This is a genomic window from Paenibacillus marchantiophytorum, assembly GCF_014640555.1.
Lineage (GTDB): Bacteria > Bacillota > Bacilli > Paenibacillales > NBRC-103111 > Paenibacillus_E > Paenibacillus_E marchantiophytorum.
The window spans coordinates 25657-46228 of sequence record NZ_BMHE01000014.1; the positions used below are offsets into that span (position 1 = coordinate 25657).

17 protein-coding genes and 1 pseudogene are annotated in these 20572 nt (G+C 45.2%); 2 read left to right on the forward strand and 16 right to left on the reverse strand.

What is annotated here, in order from left to right; genetic code table 11:
• Positions 1-37: 37 nt before the first annotated feature.
• Positions 38-820: an SDR family NAD(P)-dependent oxidoreductase gene (locus IEY34_RS15240; RefSeq protein ID WP_189012742.1), complete on the reverse strand. Its 783-nt coding sequence runs from the start codon at positions 818-820 to the stop codon at positions 38-40.
• 694 nt (positions 821-1514) lie between these two features.
• On the opposite strand from IEY34_RS15240, the gene IEY34_RS37870 reads away from it, so the two are divergent.
• On the forward strand, positions 1515-1826 hold the full coding sequence (locus tag IEY34_RS37870) for a GerAB/ArcD/ProY family transporter (protein ID WP_373291256.1): 312 nt from the start codon (positions 1515-1517) through the stop codon (positions 1824-1826).
• Between the two features lie 21 nt (positions 1827-1847).
• Positions 1848-2039: a hypothetical protein gene (locus IEY34_RS15250; RefSeq protein ID WP_189012744.1), complete on the forward strand. Its 192-nt coding sequence runs from the start codon at positions 1848-1850 to the stop codon at positions 2037-2039.
• A gap of 331 nt (positions 2040-2370) precedes the next feature.
• Here the strand turns inward: IEY34_RS15250 and IEY34_RS15255 are convergent, their stop codons facing one another.
• From IEY34_RS15255 to IEY34_RS15325, 15 genes and pseudogenes are all read right to left on the reverse strand, one after another.
• Entirely contained in the window at positions 2371-3972 is a 1602-nt protein-coding gene (locus tag IEY34_RS15255) for an extracellular solute-binding protein (RefSeq protein ID WP_189012745.1), read from the reverse strand.
• A 46-nt stretch (positions 3973-4018) separates the two neighbouring features.
• Complete coding sequence (locus IEY34_RS15260) at positions 4019-4897, reverse strand: carbohydrate ABC transporter permease (RefSeq protein ID WP_189012746.1); 879 nt, start codon at positions 4895-4897, stop codon at positions 4019-4021.
• 18 nt (positions 4898-4915) lie between these two features.
• Positions 4916-5857, reverse strand: coding sequence for an ABC transporter permease (locus IEY34_RS15265; RefSeq protein WP_229757658.1), 942 nt, complete (start codon positions 5855-5857; stop codon positions 4916-4918).
• A 79-nt stretch (positions 5858-5936) separates the two neighbouring features.
• On the reverse strand, positions 5937-7472 hold the full coding sequence (locus IEY34_RS15270) for a glycoside hydrolase family 3 protein (protein ID WP_189012747.1): 1536 nt from the start codon (positions 7470-7472) through the stop codon (positions 5937-5939).
• A gap of 144 nt (positions 7473-7616) precedes the next feature.
• Complete coding sequence (locus tag IEY34_RS15275; protein ID WP_189012748.1) at positions 7617-8798, reverse strand: ROK family transcriptional regulator; 1182 nt, start codon at positions 8796-8798, stop codon at positions 7617-7619.
• 196 nt (positions 8799-8994) lie between these two features.
• Positions 8995-11193 carry an S-layer homology domain-containing protein gene (locus IEY34_RS15280; protein ID WP_189012749.1) on the reverse strand — a complete coding sequence of 733 codons (2199 nt, stop codon included), beginning with the start codon at positions 11191-11193 and terminating at the stop codon, positions 8995-8997.
• Between the two features lie 30 nt (positions 11194-11223).
• Positions 11224-13353, reverse strand: coding sequence for a hypothetical protein (locus IEY34_RS15285; protein ID WP_189012750.1), 2130 nt, complete (start codon positions 13351-13353; stop codon positions 11224-11226).
• 125 nt (positions 13354-13478) lie between these two features.
• Complete coding sequence (locus IEY34_RS15290; RefSeq protein WP_189012751.1) at positions 13479-14471, reverse strand: aldo/keto reductase; 993 nt, start codon at positions 14469-14471, stop codon at positions 13479-13481.
• A gap of 57 nt (positions 14472-14528) precedes the next feature.
• Positions 14529-14873 carry a hypothetical protein gene (locus IEY34_RS15295; RefSeq protein WP_189012752.1) on the reverse strand — a complete coding sequence of 115 codons (345 nt, stop codon included), beginning with the start codon at positions 14871-14873 and terminating at the stop codon, positions 14529-14531.
• A 1393-nt stretch (positions 14874-16266) separates the two neighbouring features.
• Positions 16267-17472, reverse strand: a complete 1206-nt coding sequence (gene bglS / locus IEY34_RS15300) for a beta-glucanase (protein WP_189012753.1) — start codon at positions 17470-17472, stop codon at positions 16267-16269.
• 59 nt (positions 17473-17531) lie between these two features.
• Positions 17532-17789 (reverse strand): hypothetical protein, encoded by a 258-nt coding sequence (locus IEY34_RS15305; protein ID WP_189012822.1) that lies wholly within the window; start codon positions 17787-17789, stop codon positions 17532-17534.
• Positions 17737-18015 (reverse strand): annotated as a pseudogene (locus IEY34_RS38130) (family 4 glycosyl hydrolase); the annotation flags it as partial. The pseudogene IEY34_RS38130 and the gene IEY34_RS15305, both read right to left, overlap by 53 nt.
• A 51-nt stretch (positions 18016-18066) precedes the next feature.
• Positions 18067-19050 (reverse strand): N-acetylglucosamine kinase, encoded by a 984-nt coding sequence (locus IEY34_RS15315; protein ID WP_189012754.1) that lies wholly within the window; start codon positions 19048-19050, stop codon positions 18067-18069.
• 1 nt (position 19051) lies between these two features.
• Positions 19052-20080 carry a LacI family DNA-binding transcriptional regulator gene (locus IEY34_RS15320; protein ID WP_189012755.1) on the reverse strand — a complete coding sequence of 343 codons (1029 nt, stop codon included), beginning with the start codon at positions 20078-20080 and terminating at the stop codon, positions 19052-19054.
• A gap of 237 nt (positions 20081-20317) precedes the next feature.
• On the reverse strand, positions 20318-20503 hold the full coding sequence (locus tag IEY34_RS15325) for a LamG domain-containing protein (protein ID WP_189012756.1): 186 nt from the start codon (positions 20501-20503) through the stop codon (positions 20318-20320).
• Positions 20504-20572 lie beyond the last annotated feature (69 nt).

Genomic DNA, 20572 nt, shown 5'->3' on the forward strand with positions numbered 1-20572 from the left:
ATCCCTCCAACTATTAAATGTATGCGATTACAAAAAGTTAGCCGGCTTTTTCTCCGCCATCGATCGTGAGATGTGTCCCCGTTATGCTTCTTGCACCTTGGGAAGCCAGAAAGCAAACAGAAGCAGCAATATCTGCAGGAGTCTGCATTCGTCCAAGCGGTATTTTATTGTTCAGATATGCCCAAGCTCCATCGATATCTGTGTTCAGTTCCTCGGTTAATCCCTCGGCAACCTGTTTGATCATCTCCGTCTGGACCGTTCCCGGACAAAGCGCATTCACAGTGATGTCGTATGGAGCGAGGTCTAATGCAGTAGCACGTGTCAATCCTAGAATCGCAGATTTTGATGCACAATAACCGGCGCAATTTTTATGGGCATGCGTACCAGCAATACTCGACATATTGATAAATGCCCCTGGCAATTTGACAGCGATCAAGGCTTGAGCCGCCGCCCTCATAATGTAGAATGGACCGCTCACATTGACTGCGAACGTTTTAAGCAAAAGCTCGGTACTGTGCTCCTCAAAGATAGCTCGACGGTATAAAGCCGCATTGTTTACAATGATTTGGAACGGTTTTCCCCCCAGCCCTTTCTTTATCACCTCAGTAACGGCCGATTCGTCGGCCACATCCAACTTCACCGTACTTGCGCCGGGAATGTCGTCAATGTCCATAATATCCGCAGCCATTACGTTCGCCCCCATAGCAACCAGCGCCTCTACGCAAGCTCTGCCTGTACCACGGGCGGCTCCGGTAACAAATGCATTGGGACCAACAAGAGTGTTCAGAGATGGGTAATGGTTTTCATTTTTTACTATCATGGTCTCGCTCCTTTTCATTGATTCAAGAGATTCAGAGAGTATCTCGAGAACGCTTTCAATTAATTGTAATTAAGTTTGAATAATGTGTTTACGTTTACATAATACAGTTTTCTGTATTTATTGTCAATCATTTTATTTTCCACATTTTCACTTACCTTTTGACGATTATCAAGATGCCATAAGAAAAGAATGAGATTTTTTGGGCTTGAGGAAAAGATCAGGTACAAACGTGGCAAAGAGTGGACAGCGATACAAGAACAGAAAGACGCTTGGAATAAAACGAAACTTCAACTGTTAATAAAGAGCAAGACTACCGATATTGGCGAAATCATCAATCCGTATAAAGGGGATTAAATTATGGAGCGGGGTCAAATAAGCTCTTGGCAGTTTTTTGTCTTGATATTCACTTATTTGCTCGGGGCATCATTTTTTTTCGTCCCGGGGGACTAATCGCCATGGCAAAACAAGACGCCTGAATCGTTCCACTGTGAGCAGGATTTGCTGCTTTTATCATTTCTCTTATCTGGATAAAATTAGCTAACCAATACCCAGGATTCACGATCGTCTAGATATTTACCATTGTAGCCGGAAAAAAAATGGCGGGCTGATTGCGCTTCTACATGAACGTATGGAAGACAATGAAAGAGAACCGGACCTTAATCGGTTTTCCTTTTATGGAATCTATCGTTTTATGATGCTGTTTTCATATGTCCGAAGCAGAGGGATAGTAAGCTTTATACAGGGAGTTGTCGTTGCTACATTGTCACTTAGTTTAATTTTTTTTTACGATAGGAGTGCTAGGAGTCCTCGTGCTTCTCATGATCTGTACCCTATGTTTGTGATTGTGCAAGAGATTCACATTGGTACGTTTTTCGAACATCTTGAATCGACCATTGCTCTTATTTTACTGGTTTCTATTTTTATTAAGCTGTCTATTACTTATCACTCCGCTGTCATGGGACTATGCCAATTGTTTCGGTTAAATGATCGAAAATATAGCATTTAACAGAGGGTATTATTTTGAATAATGTTACTTTACGGTGTCATTTTCCCTACACTGCTTCTTTTCTTAACTTGGATGAAACAAATTCAAGGGAAAACAAAAGGTAGGTCCACCATCGTGATCTGGTTCGTATTTTTCATTATCGTAGCATTGGGTATCAATATCGCCGTGATGGTTCAAAAGCAAAAAGCGCAAGAGAAATTGGGTTATTTGTAACGATCATTTTGCTTGGTTTTGCAGACTGGATAAGCATTTTCTTAGAGCGACAATTTAATCCAAATCAGTGGATCGCTAAACTAATTGATTTGATCGGTTTATAGAGTAGTGATAGCGATTGCCCACACGACAGCTCCAACTGATGTTACCATTTGGCAGGACGCAGCTCACCAAAACATCCTCCACATCCATTCTAGTAGCTTTTCCTCAATTCCCAACCTTTCCTCGTTTTAGTTGCAGAAAGGACAGACGAATGATTTCATTCGACCTGCCCTTTCTTTATCATATGAATTGGACTTCAGAAATTAACAACACAATATAAGGTCAAAGGTTACTTCTTGCTCAGCTCTTTATATTTCTCATACGCCTTATCCTGAATTTTCTCTAGCTTGTCAAAGTTCATCGATTTTACTTTCGCTACAAAGTCATCGAACTTGCTAAGCGGTTCTTTACCGATAATAAACTTGCTCATCATCTCATCGGCATATGTGTTGATTTGCGTTGTAATCTTGTTATATTCTTCAAAGTCTGCATCTGAATACTTCAAAGTCGGCGAAGGATCGCGGAACTGCTTATTTTCTACGTAGCTGAACAGTTGTCTGCAACTATCCGCACTTCCGCAATTTGCCTTCTCATACCGCTCATCCTGACGGAACCCGATCAGTGCTTGTGCGCCGATGCGATTCAGCGCTTTCCCCGAACCATCTGCATTTTTCGTGATTTTATCTGTATATCTTAGTGTACCGTCAGCACCTTTCGTGAATGTATCCCCTTCGACGCCGAAGTTTAATAACATTTGACCTTCATCGCTGTATACATAATCAAATAGTTTCATTGTCGTTTCCACATTTTTGTTGTTCTTACTGACTCCCCAAGCCCACGGAACTGTAATGAGCTGCTGGCGGCTGGTTAACGCTTTGTCACCCTTATTTAGTACAGGAGGCTTCGCCACTTCAAAGTGGAATCCAGGTATCTTTTTCGCTTCCGGCAATTCGTTAAACCCGGCTACGAAACCGACCCAATGAGTTGTCGCCCCTACTTTATCATTAAAAATAGCTGCTTTATAATCTGGCTCCTTTCTCGATAAAAGTTCTTTATCAATAAGTCCTTCGCTATACCACTTGTTCATTGTAGTTAAATATGCTTTCGCACGTTGATCGATCGGTGTATAGATCAACTTCCCGTTCTCCGCAAGCCAGCGGTTGTCGACATTCAGGTCGATCCCCCAAGCATCCGCAAAATCCAAGTAATATGTATCATCAGCAGACCCTACCGACGAATATGGAATTTCATCATTTGAGCTTCCGTTGCCGTTGGCATCTTTCTCTTTAAACGCTTTCAACATGTTGTACCAATCATCGATCGTTTCGGGCATCGGCAATCCAAGCCGGTCAAGCCAATCTTTACGAACGAGCGGTCCTTCCGAAGTACGAACGGCAGATAACATCGGAACCCCATAAAGATTGCCGTCGAATGCTATCGTCTGCGACTTGGCTTCGGGGTTATCGAGAAGATACTTTTTAATATTAGGCGCCGATTTCGTGATAAGTTCGTTTAACGGTATGAATGCTCCCGACTGGCCGTATTTATTGAAGTCGAGAACTTTCGCGGATACAATATCCGGATATTCACCCGAAGCGATCATGACTGGCAGCTTGTCTTTCATCGTTTTCTGATCGCCTGTCGTGAATTCAAATTCGATGTTTAAACGTTTGCCAAGCTCCTTCCATACTAACGTTTCGTTAGTGTACAATGCATCCGACGCGCGACTGGCGATAAAAACACTCAGTTTAGTCGGTTTCTGCTTTGTCGCAGCCGTTGCTACTGGCGCTTTCGTTTCCGTTATAGCATTGTTGCTGCTGCATCCGAGCATGGATGTTGCTGTAATCGTAATCAAAACGCCGCATGTGAACCACTTTTTCATTTTCTTCATACGTAAATCCTCCCTTTTTTTACTATCCTTCTTCTAGCAGTTTCCGTTAACTTTTTATGGCGCCAATCATCACCCCCTTCACAAAATGCTTTTGCAGAAAAGGATAGATTAAAATAATTGGAGCGGATGTGATCACAATTGCTGCATATTGGATCGTTATCGGCAGAACCCCCGTATCGCTCGTAATTGCAAGTTGCATTTCTTTATCGAATGAACTGTCACGAATGATGCGTACCAAGAGTGCTTGTACCGGCAAGAGCGAATCACGATTAAGCAAAATCATCTCCCAAAAGAAAGAGTTCCACTTACTGATCGCATAGTATAGCCCGATTGCGGCTAAAACCGGCTTCGACAGCGGTAAAATAATACCGGCAAAAATACGCAGATCATTAGCGCCATCAATTTTAGCAGATTCAACGAGCTCATTCGGGATGCTATCAAAGTAAGTTCGGACGATAATAATATAAAACGTCGACACCGCCGCATATAGCAAGATTCCTATTCTTGAATCGAGCAAGTGCAAATTTTTCATGACTAGATAAAATGGGATCATCCCACCGCCAAACCAAAGGGTTACTGCCAAGAAGGCGGTAGCGATTCCGCGAAACTTCCAATCCTTCCTCGTGAGCGGATAAGCCGCCGTTGTTGTTAATAATAAACTCAACAGCGTCCCGCCTACCGTGTAGAACAGCGTGTTACCGTAAGCGATAAATATGCCTTTGTACGTTAAGACCGTTTTGTAAGCAGCCAAGTTCAGCCCTTTCGGAAATAACAGCACTTCGTTGCGCATTACGCTGCCAATATTACTGATCGACAAGCTAATCACATAAACAAACGGATACAGCGTTACGATGCAGATCAATACGATGCACGCGTAAATGGCTAACGAAAAAAATCGATCGCTAATATCAACCTTACTATTCATGCCTAACTCCCTCCCGTGCTACCAAAGCGACGTACCATTCGCTTTTTTACTTAACCAATTGGCGCCCAATACGAGCACGAAACCTACTACACCTTGAAAAAGACCGATTGCAGTTGCATAGCTGTAATTGGCGTCCAACAACCCTTTCCGATACACATATGTGTTCAGAACATCTGCCGTTTCGTAAATAGTCGGATTGTAAAGCAGTATTATTTTTTCGAAATCCGCATTCAACATATTTCCTAAACTTAAAATGAGCATAATCGTGATCGTCGGAATTAAACTTGGAAACGTAATATAACAGAGCTGTTTCCAGCGGTTTGCGCCGTCTATTTTGGCGGCTTCGTATAACTCAGGACTAATCCCGGCTAAAGCGGCAATATAGAGGATAGCGGAGAACCCCATCGTTTGCCATACCCCAACAATGACATAAATCGTTCGGAAATATTTCGGTTCTTGTAGGAAGTAAGTGCTTTCAAAACCAAATTTACCAATTATCGCATTGACGATTCCTGTACTCGGAGAAAGAAACGTAATTGCTAGTCCACACACAATGACGGTCGAGATGAAGTAGGGCAAGTAACTGATCGTTTGCGCCACTTTCTTGAACATCATATGTCTGACTTCATTGAAACAAAGCGCCAAAACGATCGGGATAGGGAATCCGAAAATCAAACTGTTCAAGCTAAGTAGAAAGGTGTTCTTCAAAAGTTGCGTAAAGTAAATGTCTGAAAAAATATCTTTAAAATTTTGCAAGCCTACCCACTTGCTGCCCATAATCCCTTTGACCACATTGTATTTCTCAAAAGCAACGACTAATCCGAACATGGGCCAGTACGCGAACAAGATGTACCAGACAAGTGCCGGCAAGAACAAGATGTACAGCCATTTGTTTTTGACCAGATCACTCTTCCACTCGATGATACCCGACTTTTTTCTCGTTACCTTCGTCGTAATCACCAGCTCAACCCCCTATCTATTCTATCAGCTTTATAATTTCTATCATACCAGTTTTATTTTGATTTGAACAGTGTCCTTATTAATAATTTTTGTTCTTTGTACATGTATGGGCAAAAGCTTGCATGCTCTCATTGCTGGAGGAGCAAATGAGCACAACCGTGCTTTGATCCGGCAAATATTCAGCATCATAGGGATTACGCAGCACTACACAAATGTGCGGCTTTGAGTCGGCGCAATGCCGCGCTACAGCCAGCTGACCTTGAAACATATGCGCGTTTCTCGTCACCTGGATAACTGCATCTGCATTTCTTATTTTCTGTTCAACTTCCATACGCTCATCTTCGGTCGGATCCATCGACGTGTAGATCGTTTCCAGTTGAACGCCTTTTGCCAGCAAATACGATTCTAGCATAAACGGTTTGTCAAAGGTAGTGTCCGCCTTTGTAAGTCGTTGCATTCTCGGTACGACCATAACATATGCTTGCTTGCTTAGCGGCAATTGCCGCGACGGGTCGCGATGAACCACAATGGAGGCTCCTGCTATATGTGCCGCTATCGATTCCCACTCCGCTCTTGGAATGACATTCGCCTGCTCGCGGCACTGCTTCATTCGTTCCTGAAAGAATAAAATCCGACGTACAGATACATCAATCCGATGCTCAGTAATAACCCCTGTTCGTACGGCATGCAAAATGCCTTGATATACGCGCTGTTGGAAATCAGGCGTATGGCACATCAGAATTTGATCATTTCCGGCCAGCACGGCTAACACCCCAACATCTTCAGGCTCAAAATTATGCTTAATCGCATGCATTTCAATGTCGTCCGTGCAGACGAGACCGTCATAACCAAGTTTTCCTCTTAATAACTCTTCAATAAAAAAAGTAGATAACGAAGAAGGCAATCCATTCGACTCCGGAATGTTCGGAAAAAGGATGTGAGCGACCATCACCGCACCGACTCCGGCTTCAATCACCGCCTGAAACGGGTGTAAACTGCAATCAACCAACTGCTTGATCGTCAAGTCGCATATCGGCAGTGCAACATGCGAGTCCGTAGCGACATCCCCATGGCCAGGGAAGTGTTTCACCGTTGCCATCACGCCGGACTCTTTCATCCCTTGCACGAAAGCAACCCCGTACCGAGCGACTTGCACAGGGTCTTCGCCGAAAGACCGAACGCCAATGACGGGATTGAGCGGGTTTGAATTCACATCGAGCACCGGCGCCCAATTAAGCATAAACCCAAGTTCATGGAGCTGACTTCCTACGAGTCTCCCTGACAAATACGCCAAATGGGGGTCATTCGCCAAACCGATTGCACGATTTCCCGGAATAGTCGGAAAGAACTCGGAAAAATTGGAAAGAGAACCGCCTTCTTCATCGATCGAAATCATAAATGGCGCTTCAGACTTAGGACGCGATTTGGCAAACTGCTTCAAATCCTCCATTAACCTCTTCATTTGCGCTTCGCCGAAGATGTTGTGTGGGAATACCCCCATTCCCCCGTAAGTGAATTTCGTGAACCTCTCTATCAATTCGGAGTCCGCTTCTGGCAAGGATGTACCAACGATACACATAAGTCCTACTTTTTCTTCTAACGATAAAACTGTCATCTTGTTCCGCCTTCTTTCTTTAAGCTTCCTCACGCTAAAACATTAGTTCAGTGTACGGATTAATATAATTATATACTTGTCTGCTATTAGGTTGTCAACAAAAAAATGCCATTCCAACATGGAATAGCACCTTATCTGCAATGATTAAATATAATCCTCAAAAACTTTATGCAGCATCATCGTTGACGCGCCAATAATGAAATTTTTCTCCCCATAAGTGGCATAAAAGATTCTGCTTTCGTCAAAGGGTACTGGAAACGGAAATTGTAATAGCCTCTTCTTTAAATCTTTCATAAACTTCTCGGAACGATTCATCCAACCATAAAGGACGACCACTTCGGGGCTGATGAAACCGACGACGACTGACAACAGCGTATGAACAAATAGAAAGCATGTCCGGTCGATCACTTCTTCAGCGAAAGTTTCTCCATCTTCATACATCTTGAGCAGTTCATCAAACGATTGAGGGATCCTTTCGGCGTTATTCTTGCGCGCTACGTTCTGCGCTTTCATCAAAATTGAGGTCTCCGTTAAAATCGTTTCGATGCAGCCGATCTGTCCACATTCGCAAAGCAGTCCATCAGGCTCAACAAAAATGTGTCCAATTTCACCCGCCGAGCCCTTATAGCCATTGTACACTTTACCGTCGATAATCAGCCCCATCCCGATGCCGGCGTCTAAAGAAAGGAACACTAAGTTATCTGATCTTTTACTGCCACAATAGTATTCGGCGAAAGCCGCCGCCTTCATATCGTTAACTACGAGGACTGGATAATCGAACTCTCGTCTGAGCATTTTTCTAACATCCAAATCGCTGATTCTTAGCCATGTTGACTTGATAATCGTCTCCCCAAGTTCATCGATAATACCGGGGGTAGACACCGCAATCCCTTTCACATGCTGAGCATCCTTTACTACCTTCGATTCCAACAACCGATTAACGGCTTCCTTAATGAAATGCAACACTTGGTCATTGCCTTTACACACCTCTTGTGTAAATTCGTAAACGATTTCGTTCCTAAAATTCACAATCGCCCCGCAGAACCGATTGTTTCCAAGCATGATCGAAATGATATACCCTTTATCTCGGCTAATCTCTAAAGCGATCGCTCTACGGCCTGCACCCGGAGACGATTTCTCGCCAACTTCATCGATCAGGCCCTTCTGAATCAGTTCATCGACCAAAGAAGACACTGTCGTTGGACTAAGTTTCGACCGTTGGGCGAGCTCCGCTCTGGACAAGACTCCTTCACGTAGCAGCATATTGAGGATTAGCGAGCAATTTATTTTTTTCATCAGTTGCAAATTGCCTTTTATCACTTTCATCTTATGACTATTCCTTTCAAATTTGTTATTAACGGATATGCTTCTTGCAGCCACCGGAATTAATAAGGACTCCTTAATAATACCCCTATTGCTTTATAATATCAACAAGACTTTCACATTGACAAATGCAATGGTAGAAAACAAGCCCCGTACATCCGCCATGAAGATTGGCAAAGCACGAGGCCATTCGATTTTACTAATTGATAAATCCGACAAGCTGCAAGAAAGTCTTCAGATACGTCACGGCGACTGCTCGGGTTGGCACGGAAGCCGAATCAAACATTGTATCACTTGAGCTGATAAGCTTTACATTTATAGCCGCAGCGATTGACGGTTTTGCCCAACTCGATACCGAATTGTAATCTGCATATTTGTACGCAATCTCGCTTGCGCTCTCCTCCATCGAAATCGCTTTGCCGCCTGCAGCTTTCCATGCGCGTATGAGCATCACGACCATTTGTTCTTTAGAAAGCATTTCGTGCGGATGGAACGTACCGTCTGGATAGCCGCCAATCAATCCTTTCCTAGCTGCAAGTGCAACTGCCTCCGCGTACCAATCCCCTGTTGACACATCGGCGAAATGTGTTTCTTGTTCGGTTGAAGACTCGCCTGCCCAGCCCATCGCTCTCACAAGCATTGTGGTAAATTCTGCGCGCGTTAACTGCTTCTCCGGCATAAATTCGCGCGCGCTAGTGCCGAAGACAATCAATTTAGAGCTTAGCAGTTCAATATCGTTTTGCGCCGAGTTCCCTTGAATGTCGTCAAACGTTTTGTCATAACGGACGACGCTGTAGATACTGTTTCCATCGCGCTTCATTACAACGTCGGTACTACTTGCGGACGGCTCAAATACGGACGGTACAAACGAAATTATGCCGGTATCCGGATCGAACAATACGGCTGTCGCCCGCGCTCCCGAAACAAAGCCATTCAGTTTCATGGAACGGCTCACATAATTCCCCTGAAAATCCGAAAGGGGAATTAGTTGCCCATTCGCTTCGACTGTCACGCTGTAAGCGATAATCTCTCCGATCGATTCTGCGCCCAGTTCATTAATTTTTTTATGGAACAACGCGGCTTCGTTTCCTATCACCGAGGCAAACTTGACCGAAACCAGCATTTTACTTACATCGCTACCCAATTGTTTATGCAGCTTTTCAAGGTCTATAACACGTAGAGGGAGCTGGTAACTGCCCATATCCGATTGGATGTCAAGTACAGCTACCGGTAACACTTTCTGACCTTCACGAAGCGCATCTGCCGGAATGACGACAGTCGCTTTTCCGTCCTTGCTGCTTACTTTTAACGGCAATAGATTGCTACCACTCGTTTTTAACCGCTGAAGATCGCTTATGAATTGCATGCTGTCCACCATTAATTTGCCGGTTTCTCCACCGGCGGTGCTCGACTGTTGCGCATCCTGTTGAGTAGGCGCAGTGACAGCCTGTAACGTCAAATTGTCAAAATAAGCTGCGTTGCTGACGGCAATGGAATGAAACTCCGTTCCGCCAGCTAATTGATCGTTGTAAGAGTACCACTTACCTAGAAGAATTGCTGCGTTATAACCATTGCCAGCCGTAGGCAATTTGATTTCATTCCCCACAGCAGTCGAAGTCATCCGCAATTCATAGCGATGACCTTGTTTGAGAGGTTCAGCCAATTGCAGTTGCAAAGAACCTGCAAGATCTTCATAACCACCACTTGCCACATTGATTTGTTGCGCGCTGCTCACTGATCGAATACCAATCGTTCCGGAACCTGACGCATCCATCAATTCAAAATCCGTAACCGCAAGGTTGCTCATATATACAGCAGCCCGTACCGTTTGTTTTTGCAGGAATTGCACATGCAGTCCATCGATTCCGGCAGCCTCCGGAACGAAACTGAACAGTCTACTTGACCCAGGTATAAACTGATCGCTCGAATAGGCCGACACATATTGCGAAGCTTCGATCCGAAATGCAGCCAGTTGAATATCTTGTGCATATTTATAGAAACTGTATCCATTTTTAAGAACAGGCATCATTTCATGGTTTTCGCCATCTTTTTTCACAGTCATTTTAGTAGGCTGCTCTGCTGTGCGGATCGAAAATCCAGCTTTAAAATATTTCTGATTCTGGTTCGCATAGCCGAAAACTTCGATATAGTCGGATTGTTTGAATACATCTGTCCTAGCGCTGTCTCCGGTTCCATAGTTTGCATATACAGAAATTTCATCTGGATTTTTACTAAGCACGTATCCGGTCAACATACCGTTTGAAGGGTTATAAACAAACGATATACTCTCATTGGTCGCATGAAGCTCATCCGCTTCGGCCAAAGGTACCCCTAACGCTGAAAATATGAGTATGCAACATACGAGCATACGAGTCAAAATGGAGGATGTCCGTTTCATTGCAGTTCCTTCTTCCTTGTTTTATTTCGTTTACTTCTTTAATTCTTTATAGGAAAGATAATGGTGGATCGCATGTCCCTTATATCCAGGACCAGCCTTATAGTCATAATTTGCAAACGAATTTGAGAAGTAATTGTCTACAAGCGCAACTTGCTCATTCATATAGGTTTCGCCTTCCTGCCAAAACGTAATTTTCCCAGGATTGGTTGCGTCGTCGAAATTAATCGTTTCCACGCCAATCACAGCTTCTTTGCCTACTTTGGCCGCATACTCCACTTCGCCAAATCCGTGAGAAATGATGCCATCAACCCCATTCGCGAAATCGCGGTAATCCATAACGCCAATATAATCCACGATATCGGTAATATGGCGGTTAAACGGTTTCGTTTCCCCATGGTAAGTGACGTTTATAGGCGTTTCATCGTACCAAAAAGGGATGTCCACCGCAAAAGTAAGGCCCTTTCCTTGCAATAAGCTCATCGAAGCTTCAACCAACTGTAAGTAGTTTTTTGCTAAAACCCCTTTATTGGTTTCCCAATCTGCCAACGTGTACGGTTCATTATCATGATGCACACCATCAAATTTCTCCTGCGGATCGCTCGCGGAAGCATTAAATGCGATCACTTCACTAATTCGCCCAAGTGGTATCGAGTGATTGCTTTCTCTTACCCAGTCGCTTTGGCCATCCAGCGCTTCGACTGCAATCCCCAGTTGGTGCGCCATTTTGTTAAATTTCCGATACAGAGCAGCTTGTTCACTCAGAGCAGATTTGTCGCTACCTGGCGTATACGAACCCGTATTCAAATATAATCGGTTAATTCCTTTGGCAACGCTAAATTGAAGCAGTTGTTCCCTTGCCGCCGGATCAAGTACAACATCGAAGTTCCATACCCACATGCCTACTGTCAACAGCTTGTAGCTCCTTTTGTACAACTGGATGTGGTTATCGTTCGATACAAGCGCGTCAACTGCCTTATACGAGCCTAGAGCGCTCGAAGGCATTGGCTTCACAGGTAATACGCATTTGTAAGTTCGATAGTAGTAATCCTTGTTATTTTTCGTCATAAAATATTCATCTGGGACTTCCGAGTTCGTGCAACTATACCCACTCGGTACGCTATTCGTAATTACCTTTTCACGCAATGTGGATGGAGGATCGGCTACCTCTTTGTCGGCAATCAAACTTAAGTCGTCAAAGTAGGCAAAACCGCCAACTTCAGGCATTTTGTAGAGGTAAATCGTCATTTTTGTCGTGCCGGGTACGATATTAAATTTTAAAGACTTGTACTCGAAACCGTCTACGTTCGTAAACTCGATTTGATATTTGCCTATGCGTCCTTTATCGTTCTTGAGATCGACGCCAAAGAATCCTTTCTCCCCTTCTTTCGAAACTTTGCCCCAGCCGGCAATCGTGATGGTATACACGTTATCTGACACTGTTATTTCTTTATAGTACGCGCCGCCCTCTCCAGGACCTATCTTGGCCGCATTCGTGCCGGAACGTTTATTTCCCATGTCGATCATAGCGCCGTCAAAGCTCCAGTTCTGGCTGTTTTCCTCAAATCCTGCATTTTCAATCACGTTGACGTTTGGCTTGATGGGCTGCGTCGTTGGCTCAGGTTGTTGCGTTTGTTCGGCCGTCAGCGTAATGTCATCCAGATAAGCATAGCCTCGCACATTTTCCAGCTTATACCCGTAAACTCTTATTTTTTTCGTACCCGGAACCGTTGTGAAAACAATTTCTTTTTGTTTGAAATCAGCGTTGGAAAAACCAATTTCAAATTTCCCCCCCTCTATACTCCTGCCATCGTTATCCAGGCAATTGACGCCAAGAAGTACAGTTTCGCCAGAGTCAGCTTTCCCCCAGCCAGATACACGCAATTTACTACCTTCCGGTTCATTAACCACTTGGTAAACGCCTGTTTCGCCACTCCCTAATCGAAGTGAATTGCTGCCGGTGTGAGCGTAAGTTGCATTAATTACCGTACCGTCAAGCTCCCATGCGCTATTACCGGATTCAAACCCGCCATTTACAAGCTTGTTTACACTGTCCGCGGCTTTTGCCTGTGGTATTTGTATTACTGCAAATAATTGTAATGTTGATATAAGTAAGGTGCATACTAAAAGAACCGAAATTTTAGAATTCAGTATTTTACCCATTGGGACCTCCATATAAGTTAAAGTCGATTAGTGAAACGCTTGTAACGTAAAGACATAAGCGCCTTTAGCGCGTAAGGAGCCAATTTGCCATCCATCGTTAAAGGCTCTTATTCATAAAAAGCTGGCTACTTCGCCAAGATGTTATCGATCGTTTGTAGCTCTTCCAGAGAGAACACCATATTGTCAAGTGCCTTGGCATTTTCCTCGATTTGCTCAACTCGACTCGCGCCAATTAAAGCAGATGTCACTTTACCTCCACGCAATACCCAGGCAATTGCCATCTGCGCTAAGCTTTGGCCACGTTCCTTAGCCACTTCGCTCAGTTGGCGAATGATCTCCAGCTTCTCATCCGTTACATGGTGCTCTCTTAGATGAGCGACCGGCTTCGCCGCTCGCGAATCGGCAGGAATGCCATCTAAATACCGATTCGTCAACAGCCCTTGCGCGAGCGGACAAAAAGCAATCGTTCCTGAGCCACCGATTTCAAGCACATCTTGCAAACCATTTTCGATCCATCGTTCGAACATCGAATAAACAGGCTGATGAATGAGCAGCGGCGTACCGAGAGCTTTCAGAATACGGATCGCTTCCGCCGTTTGTTCCGCATCATAATTGGAAATCCCGATATATAATGCTTTGCCTTGTCGAACAAGCATATCGAGCGCGCCCATCGTTTCTTCGAATGGCGTTTCAGGATCAGGTCGATGTGAATAGTAAATATCGACATAATCCAAGCCCATGCGCTTCAAGCTTCTATCCAAGCTGCTGACGATATATTTTTTCGAGCCCCATTCCCCGTAAGGCCCTAACCACGCGTCGTATCCAGATTTTGTCGAAATGACGATCTCATCCCGATAGGCAGCCAGATCGGATATCAGCACCTGACCGAGCAGTTGTTCTGCCGAATACGATGGTGATCCGTAACCGTTCGCCAAATCATAATGCGTGATTCCTAAGTCGAAACTGCGTAATATCATCGCCCGCGCATTTTCATAAATGTCTCTGCCGCCAAAGTTGTGCCACATTCCTAGCGAAATCGCCGGAAGTTTCAGCCCCGAACGCCCGCAGCGGTTATACTTCATCGTATCGTAACGATCAGCCCTTGCTTGATAAACCATTTAACTTCCTCCTCTATTGTCTACTAGATGCAATTATTTACGATCTAGGTCTCCATGTCATGGATCGATAAGATGTATAATGATGAATGGCATAACCTGTGTATCCAGTGGAACGGAATAATACGATAGAACTTTCGTCAGTTCCTGGTTCATATAGTTTTCCCCTTCTTGATAGAAGGTCACAAAGCCAGGGCTGCCTGGAACATCATACGTTTCAACGCCGATGATCACTTTTTTTCCAACGGATGTAGCGTAGTTGATTTCATATTGGGCATTCGCGATAATACCGTCAGCCCCTTCCGCGTAATCACGATAATCCATAATCGCAACGGTAGTTCCGGCGACTGTCGTGAAGCTGCGCGTCTTCTGAGTGTACGTCGTTGTTATCGAAAATGAGTTCAAACTTTCCTCCGCTTAGTTTAGTCCCACTGCTATCCATACAATCGACACCTATGATAGTCTGTTCGCCGCCTGCTCTTACTCGTCCACTGCCCTTCAGCGTATAATCTGCTCCGGCTATTATTCCCGATATTATCTGTCCGGCTCCACTTTCACCCGTTCCCATTCGCGCAGCCTTGTTTCCACTCGCTACCAGAGTAGTGGCAGCGCTAACACCTCACCAGTTTTCCCAACCATTCAAATCATGCTCAAAACCCGGATTGATAACCAAGTTAGATGCTGCCGCATTCACTTGATGTCTGACTGCTGCCGACAAAATTCCTGTAAATGAGCAACGAAAGGCATAATAACGTTCTCATTATTATTGTGAACATATAGACACCTTACCTTTGTTTTATAAATGTCCAAAACTACTTAAAAATTATTTAATTCGTGCATAGAGCTTATTAAATAGACGGTCATTTGGAATCCAACAACAAATTTAGCCGACAAACCAATCAAATCGACATCCGCATTTAATCATCGCCCCTTTCTTGCAATTTATAAGGTCACCGACTTAATTATATCTTAGTCAAATTTTATGAAAGCGTCAACAATTAATTTCATAGTCGTAAGCAGTTGCAGAAGACATCTTGATGAAAACAGAGGGCCACTGTATTGGCCAACATATCCATGTCATATCGTTCGATTAGTCAAAAAACTCGAAGGTGATCAACAAATGTCTTTCATCCCATTTTTTTCAGCATGCATTCTCCAATGTCGCTTCCGCAGATTTTCACAACATTCATGACGTGCACCTTCATTTCGGCAAAAGAGATATTGCCGATCGGCACTACATTACGACCAGGGCAAATAGCGAAAGTTGAGTAACTATATATACCCCAACAAATATGCCTTTCGATCATTGATTACAACCTGGTAATGTAGTAAATAATGATCTCAACTCTGAATGCAATACCATACTAGCTGCAAATATTAATTTGTAGCTTAGTGAGGCCAATTAATCATCTTTAACTAGTATCCCATTTTGGGTGAAAATCCCACTCTCCTACATAAAATTCCCCCTCAAACTACCTCTGTCTTATTTACGGCGTTTATAGCGGTCCCCCACCGAGTTTCCTTTTCTGGGGGAAAAGAAGCTCTTGGTGATAGGAAACAACTGCATTATAGAGCACAGGTACAAATACCGCCATACTAAAAAGTGTACACTCAGCCACAGAAAACTCACACACATTACAGCACGAGATCGAACATGGTAATAGATACTGCTGTACTAGATGTAATCGCAAGCCAACTTTCCAATATCCGTTATTCCCTATCATCTGCTTATTCGGTACCCATAGAAAAACCGTTTGGCATGACCTCACCAAACGGTTTTTCTATGTTCCATATCAAACTAGTTCGGATACAACCGGTTTTGAGGAACGATTTGCTTCGGCTGAGAAGCGCTCGACCAATATAATTTGGCAATGGCATCCTCATTATTATCATAATACTCGAGCTTGATGTCGTACTTTTGGCCGGCTGTCAGGTTGATCGTCCCCGACCATTCTGTTTCCGCCTGATCGATCCACTTGTCGATGATCAACTGATTGTTAACCCATAACCTCGCGCCGTCGTCAGAACTCGTATAGAAAGTATAAGCGCCTGTATACTGAGGTTTAACTTTTCCGGTCCAGCGGACCGAAAACTCATCCATTCCCATTGATGGCATCGGAGAGCCCATTCCCCAATCAAAATTAACGGTTGCATCCGTGCGGGTTGCTTTCAGCGACGTAAAATTCATGTTATCGTAATATTTTGCAGTCAATCCCGTTCCATCGTCTGTCGGAAGATCGCTCGCCGGGGTATATTTGATCCAGTCGTAATAGGCTCTGATCGGCGTCCCCGGGTATGTGAACGGACCGGTCCAAACATTTCCTGCACCTGACCACAAATTAACCTCTATTTCCCCTGGATGCGTCGGCAACGGTCCCCTCGAACCGGTTTCGGTATGAACGAGGTTACCGTCTACAAACCATTTGATATAGGTTGGCGACCATTCGAAAGCATAATCATGAAATCCTTGTGAAGCATCAAACCCCAGATTAATGATCGTACTGTGATCGCCTACACCATTTGTGAAATAGTTTGCCTCCAGCTTCGTCGTATCTTTGCCTAGAATTTCAATATCAATTTCGTCGTTTGCTGTTCCAGCTGTCTCGCCGGAGTAAGTGAATAAGGATGTAACTAGCCCAGACCCTTTTGCCACTTTGATTCGTCCTTCAACCCGCCCGTATCCGTATTTTGCTTTCGTCGCATATTCGCCGGAGGCAAAGCTTTTGCCGGAACAACCGCCAGGACAACCTACATCGTCTAGACGAAGCGCCATGATGCCGTTATTGAACTCGACATTGGATGCTTTCCAGCCGACACCAAAATCACTTCCGTTTCCCCAACCATCGGAAACATAGAACGAATTGTTATTTACTGCGTTTAACGGCTCGTAAAAGGCGACATCAGCGGCATATGACTGCTTTGGCAATACTAGAACAGCAAATAGCATACAAAAAGCCAATAGCCTCTTTATTTGTTTACGATTCGTATTGATTCCCTTTACCATGGATATAACACCTCTTTCTTGTAATGGCCATTCAAACAACGCGACTAGAAGATAACATGTTATTCTCCGTTCGTCATTCCTCGCCCACCCTCTCGCCATGAACCTTGCGGAAATTGCGGATGGACCAGCAGCACCACCTCCACTTCTCCGGCAATCATTCGGGTTCCTATATCTGCCTGCTGTATATTTTGACCGCATGCTTTATTCTTCCGATTCCAAGACATCAGCAATACGTTTACCGGCAAAATCGAACAAGACGATGTTTTACGTACAAAAACCAGGCAAATATTCCCGATTCTGCTCCAGCATTTCTTCAAGCAATCGCTGAACCACGTTCGCGCCGAAGGCACGAGCGGATGATGCGCTAGCGCCTACAGCGCTGACCCTCTATTTCCCGTTACACCCGCTTCGTAAGACACAGTTGGCCTCAATAACCGAGTTATCCAGCAGAAAATCGAGTATACCTAGATTGACTACATTCAACGTTTGAATATCCCGAGAATCGTTATATGATGATTTCATTAGCTTAACCGCCGCCTCCGAAGAGCCTATAAGATGAGCCCTCGCCTACTACCGCCACCTTCAATCGCTTTCTCATGTAACGCTCAGTTCCTTGATCCCCAGCAGCTTGCCGAGCCGGTCGTAAACCGAAGCCTCCGGCTGCAAGCCGTTCCTCTCCATCGCCAGAATCACCGCGCCGGCAACTGGCTCCATGGTCAGTGTTTGCAGCCGGCAGCCGGCAGCAAACGGGAACACTTGGTTCTCGATATGCGGCAAGATATGACGTCCGCTACCGCGTGTGAGCACACTGCCCACAAGCACAAGATCGAACGAATCGCTCCCCATGCCCAACCTTTCGATGACGGCTGCTGCAGCTTTGCCAAGCTCGATACCTTGCCGCCGCAAAATCCGCTGCGCGCAAGCATCGCCTTCGTCGGCGGCAGGTTGCAACAGCTTCGTCAAGTCGTAAGGAATACTTATCTCCCTGTCGAGGAAGTCATGGAACAAACGTTCGACCGAGGGGTAGTCAAGCGCAGATAACACAGTTTCGGTCAACTGCGTAGGCTCGCCGCGTCCTTCCCATGCACGAATGACCGTGCGAAACACCTCGATAGCCAGCCCCGTGCCTCCCCCGAAGTCGCCGTATGTATAACCAAAGCCGCCAATCTGCAAAGTGTCCCCCCGCGAATTAACTCCGAAACAATTCGTTCCCGTTCCGCAAATCGAAACTACTCCGTAAGGCTGTCTGGTGCCGGCTCTTAAGCCGATCACCGTATCACAAACAATATCGTAGGTCGCGAAACCTAAGCTGCCGATCATTGGCCTCAATATCCTGAAATCAACCTCCCGATCGGCTCCTGCCAAGCCGAACATCGCATTGGCAATATCGCTCGCGTCCAGTCCTGCTTGTTGCATCGCTTCCTCAATAGCCGTCCTTATGCTCTTCTCGGCATCATGGCGACTGGTCTGATGATTACCGCAGCCTCCGCTGCCGACGCCGGCAATACATCCCGTTTCATCCGTAATGACGGCGTTCGTCTTACTTCCACCGCCATCTACACCCAAATAGTAGTTCATGTTAATCTCTCCTATTTCTATCGTTTTTCCCCTTACATACTGCCGTTGATTCCCTTACGATCAGTTGTGGTTGAAGTCGGAGATTCGTCTGAGATGGCTTAACATGGTTCAATATATCGAGCAGTGCAAAAACGGCGTGCTCACCCATTTGTACAGCTGGCTGGCGGATCGTCGTTAATCGGGGATTCAGTTCCTCAGAGATGTATTGATCGTCGTATCCGATCACCGATACGTCCTCAGGTACTCGGTATCCGTTCGCTTCGAGCGCTTGAACTACTCCAAGGGCAATGGCGTCGTCCCCTGCAAAAACAGCTGTAGGCACCTGCCCGCTGCGGATCCAGTCCTGCATTACCTGAAATCCGCTGCGTACCCCAAATCGGCTATTCGCGAGCAAATACGGCGTAAGCCCTTCCTCCGCCAAGGCGTCGATAAAACCTTTCTGCCGCTCTCTTGAGCTCAGAAACAACACCTGTCCACTAATGTGGGCGATGTGGGTATGGCCAAGTTCAAGCAGATGGTTCGTCGCTTCGTAACCGCCCTTGTAGTTGTCTACATTAATCGTAGGAAAGTCGGCGTTTTCCGTTTGATTGTCTACGACAACAAACGGAATGCCTTTTCTCTCCAACTCGGCGACGTACCGATCTTCCTGAACCGGAGACAACACGATGATGCCGTCCACGCGATCCTCCTGGAATAGGAAATTACTCGCCTCCTCCGTATCCCCATTGGATTCGTCCAAGATGGAGATGGCCAGAAAATAGCCATTCTGCTTCAGTCGGTCATGCACCGTTTTGACGATACAGTCAAAAACGGAATCGCCGAGAGCGGTCACCGTCAACCCGATAATACCCGTTTTGCCTCGCACTAGCGTACGTGCGGCTGAGTTCGGACTATAGTTTAGCTCCTTGATCGCGTCCAATACTTTCTGCCGGTTTATTTCTCTGACCGTCGGGGCGTTGTTGAGCACGCGGGATACCGTTACAATGGACATGCCTGATTTTTTGGCTACATCGAATATATTGACCTTCATTTATAATTCTCCCAGTCTCTAATGCATTTTGCTAAATATTATACCATTCCATGTTTTATTACTGAACTTGTATTGCATGATATCATTGCGCAATTAGAGCTCGCTGCGTGAACGATCCACTTCTGTCCGGCATCTTCCCATTCTAATCCCGCACCAAGTTTCTCGGCAATGAAACGAAGGTGAAGCACCGCTTTAATTCGTCCTTCGCCCCTTCCGTAGCGTTACGCTTTATGCTGACTATTTCTCCATAAGCATATGGATATCCCAGCATTGCACCCGATCTTGCTTACATGGTTGGTCATCCAGTCGCAGCTCCAGTTTTCCCTCGGCAGCAATAACATGATCTTCCCGCCAGCTTTTAAATACATACCACCGTTTCGCATCCAACTGGTCGAGTAGATCTACAAAATCTTCCGTCGCCATCTGGGACTATCCCTGCTCAGTGGCGGCTTCCGCCCGAAGATAGTAAAGGGCGACAGCGCAAATGAAACA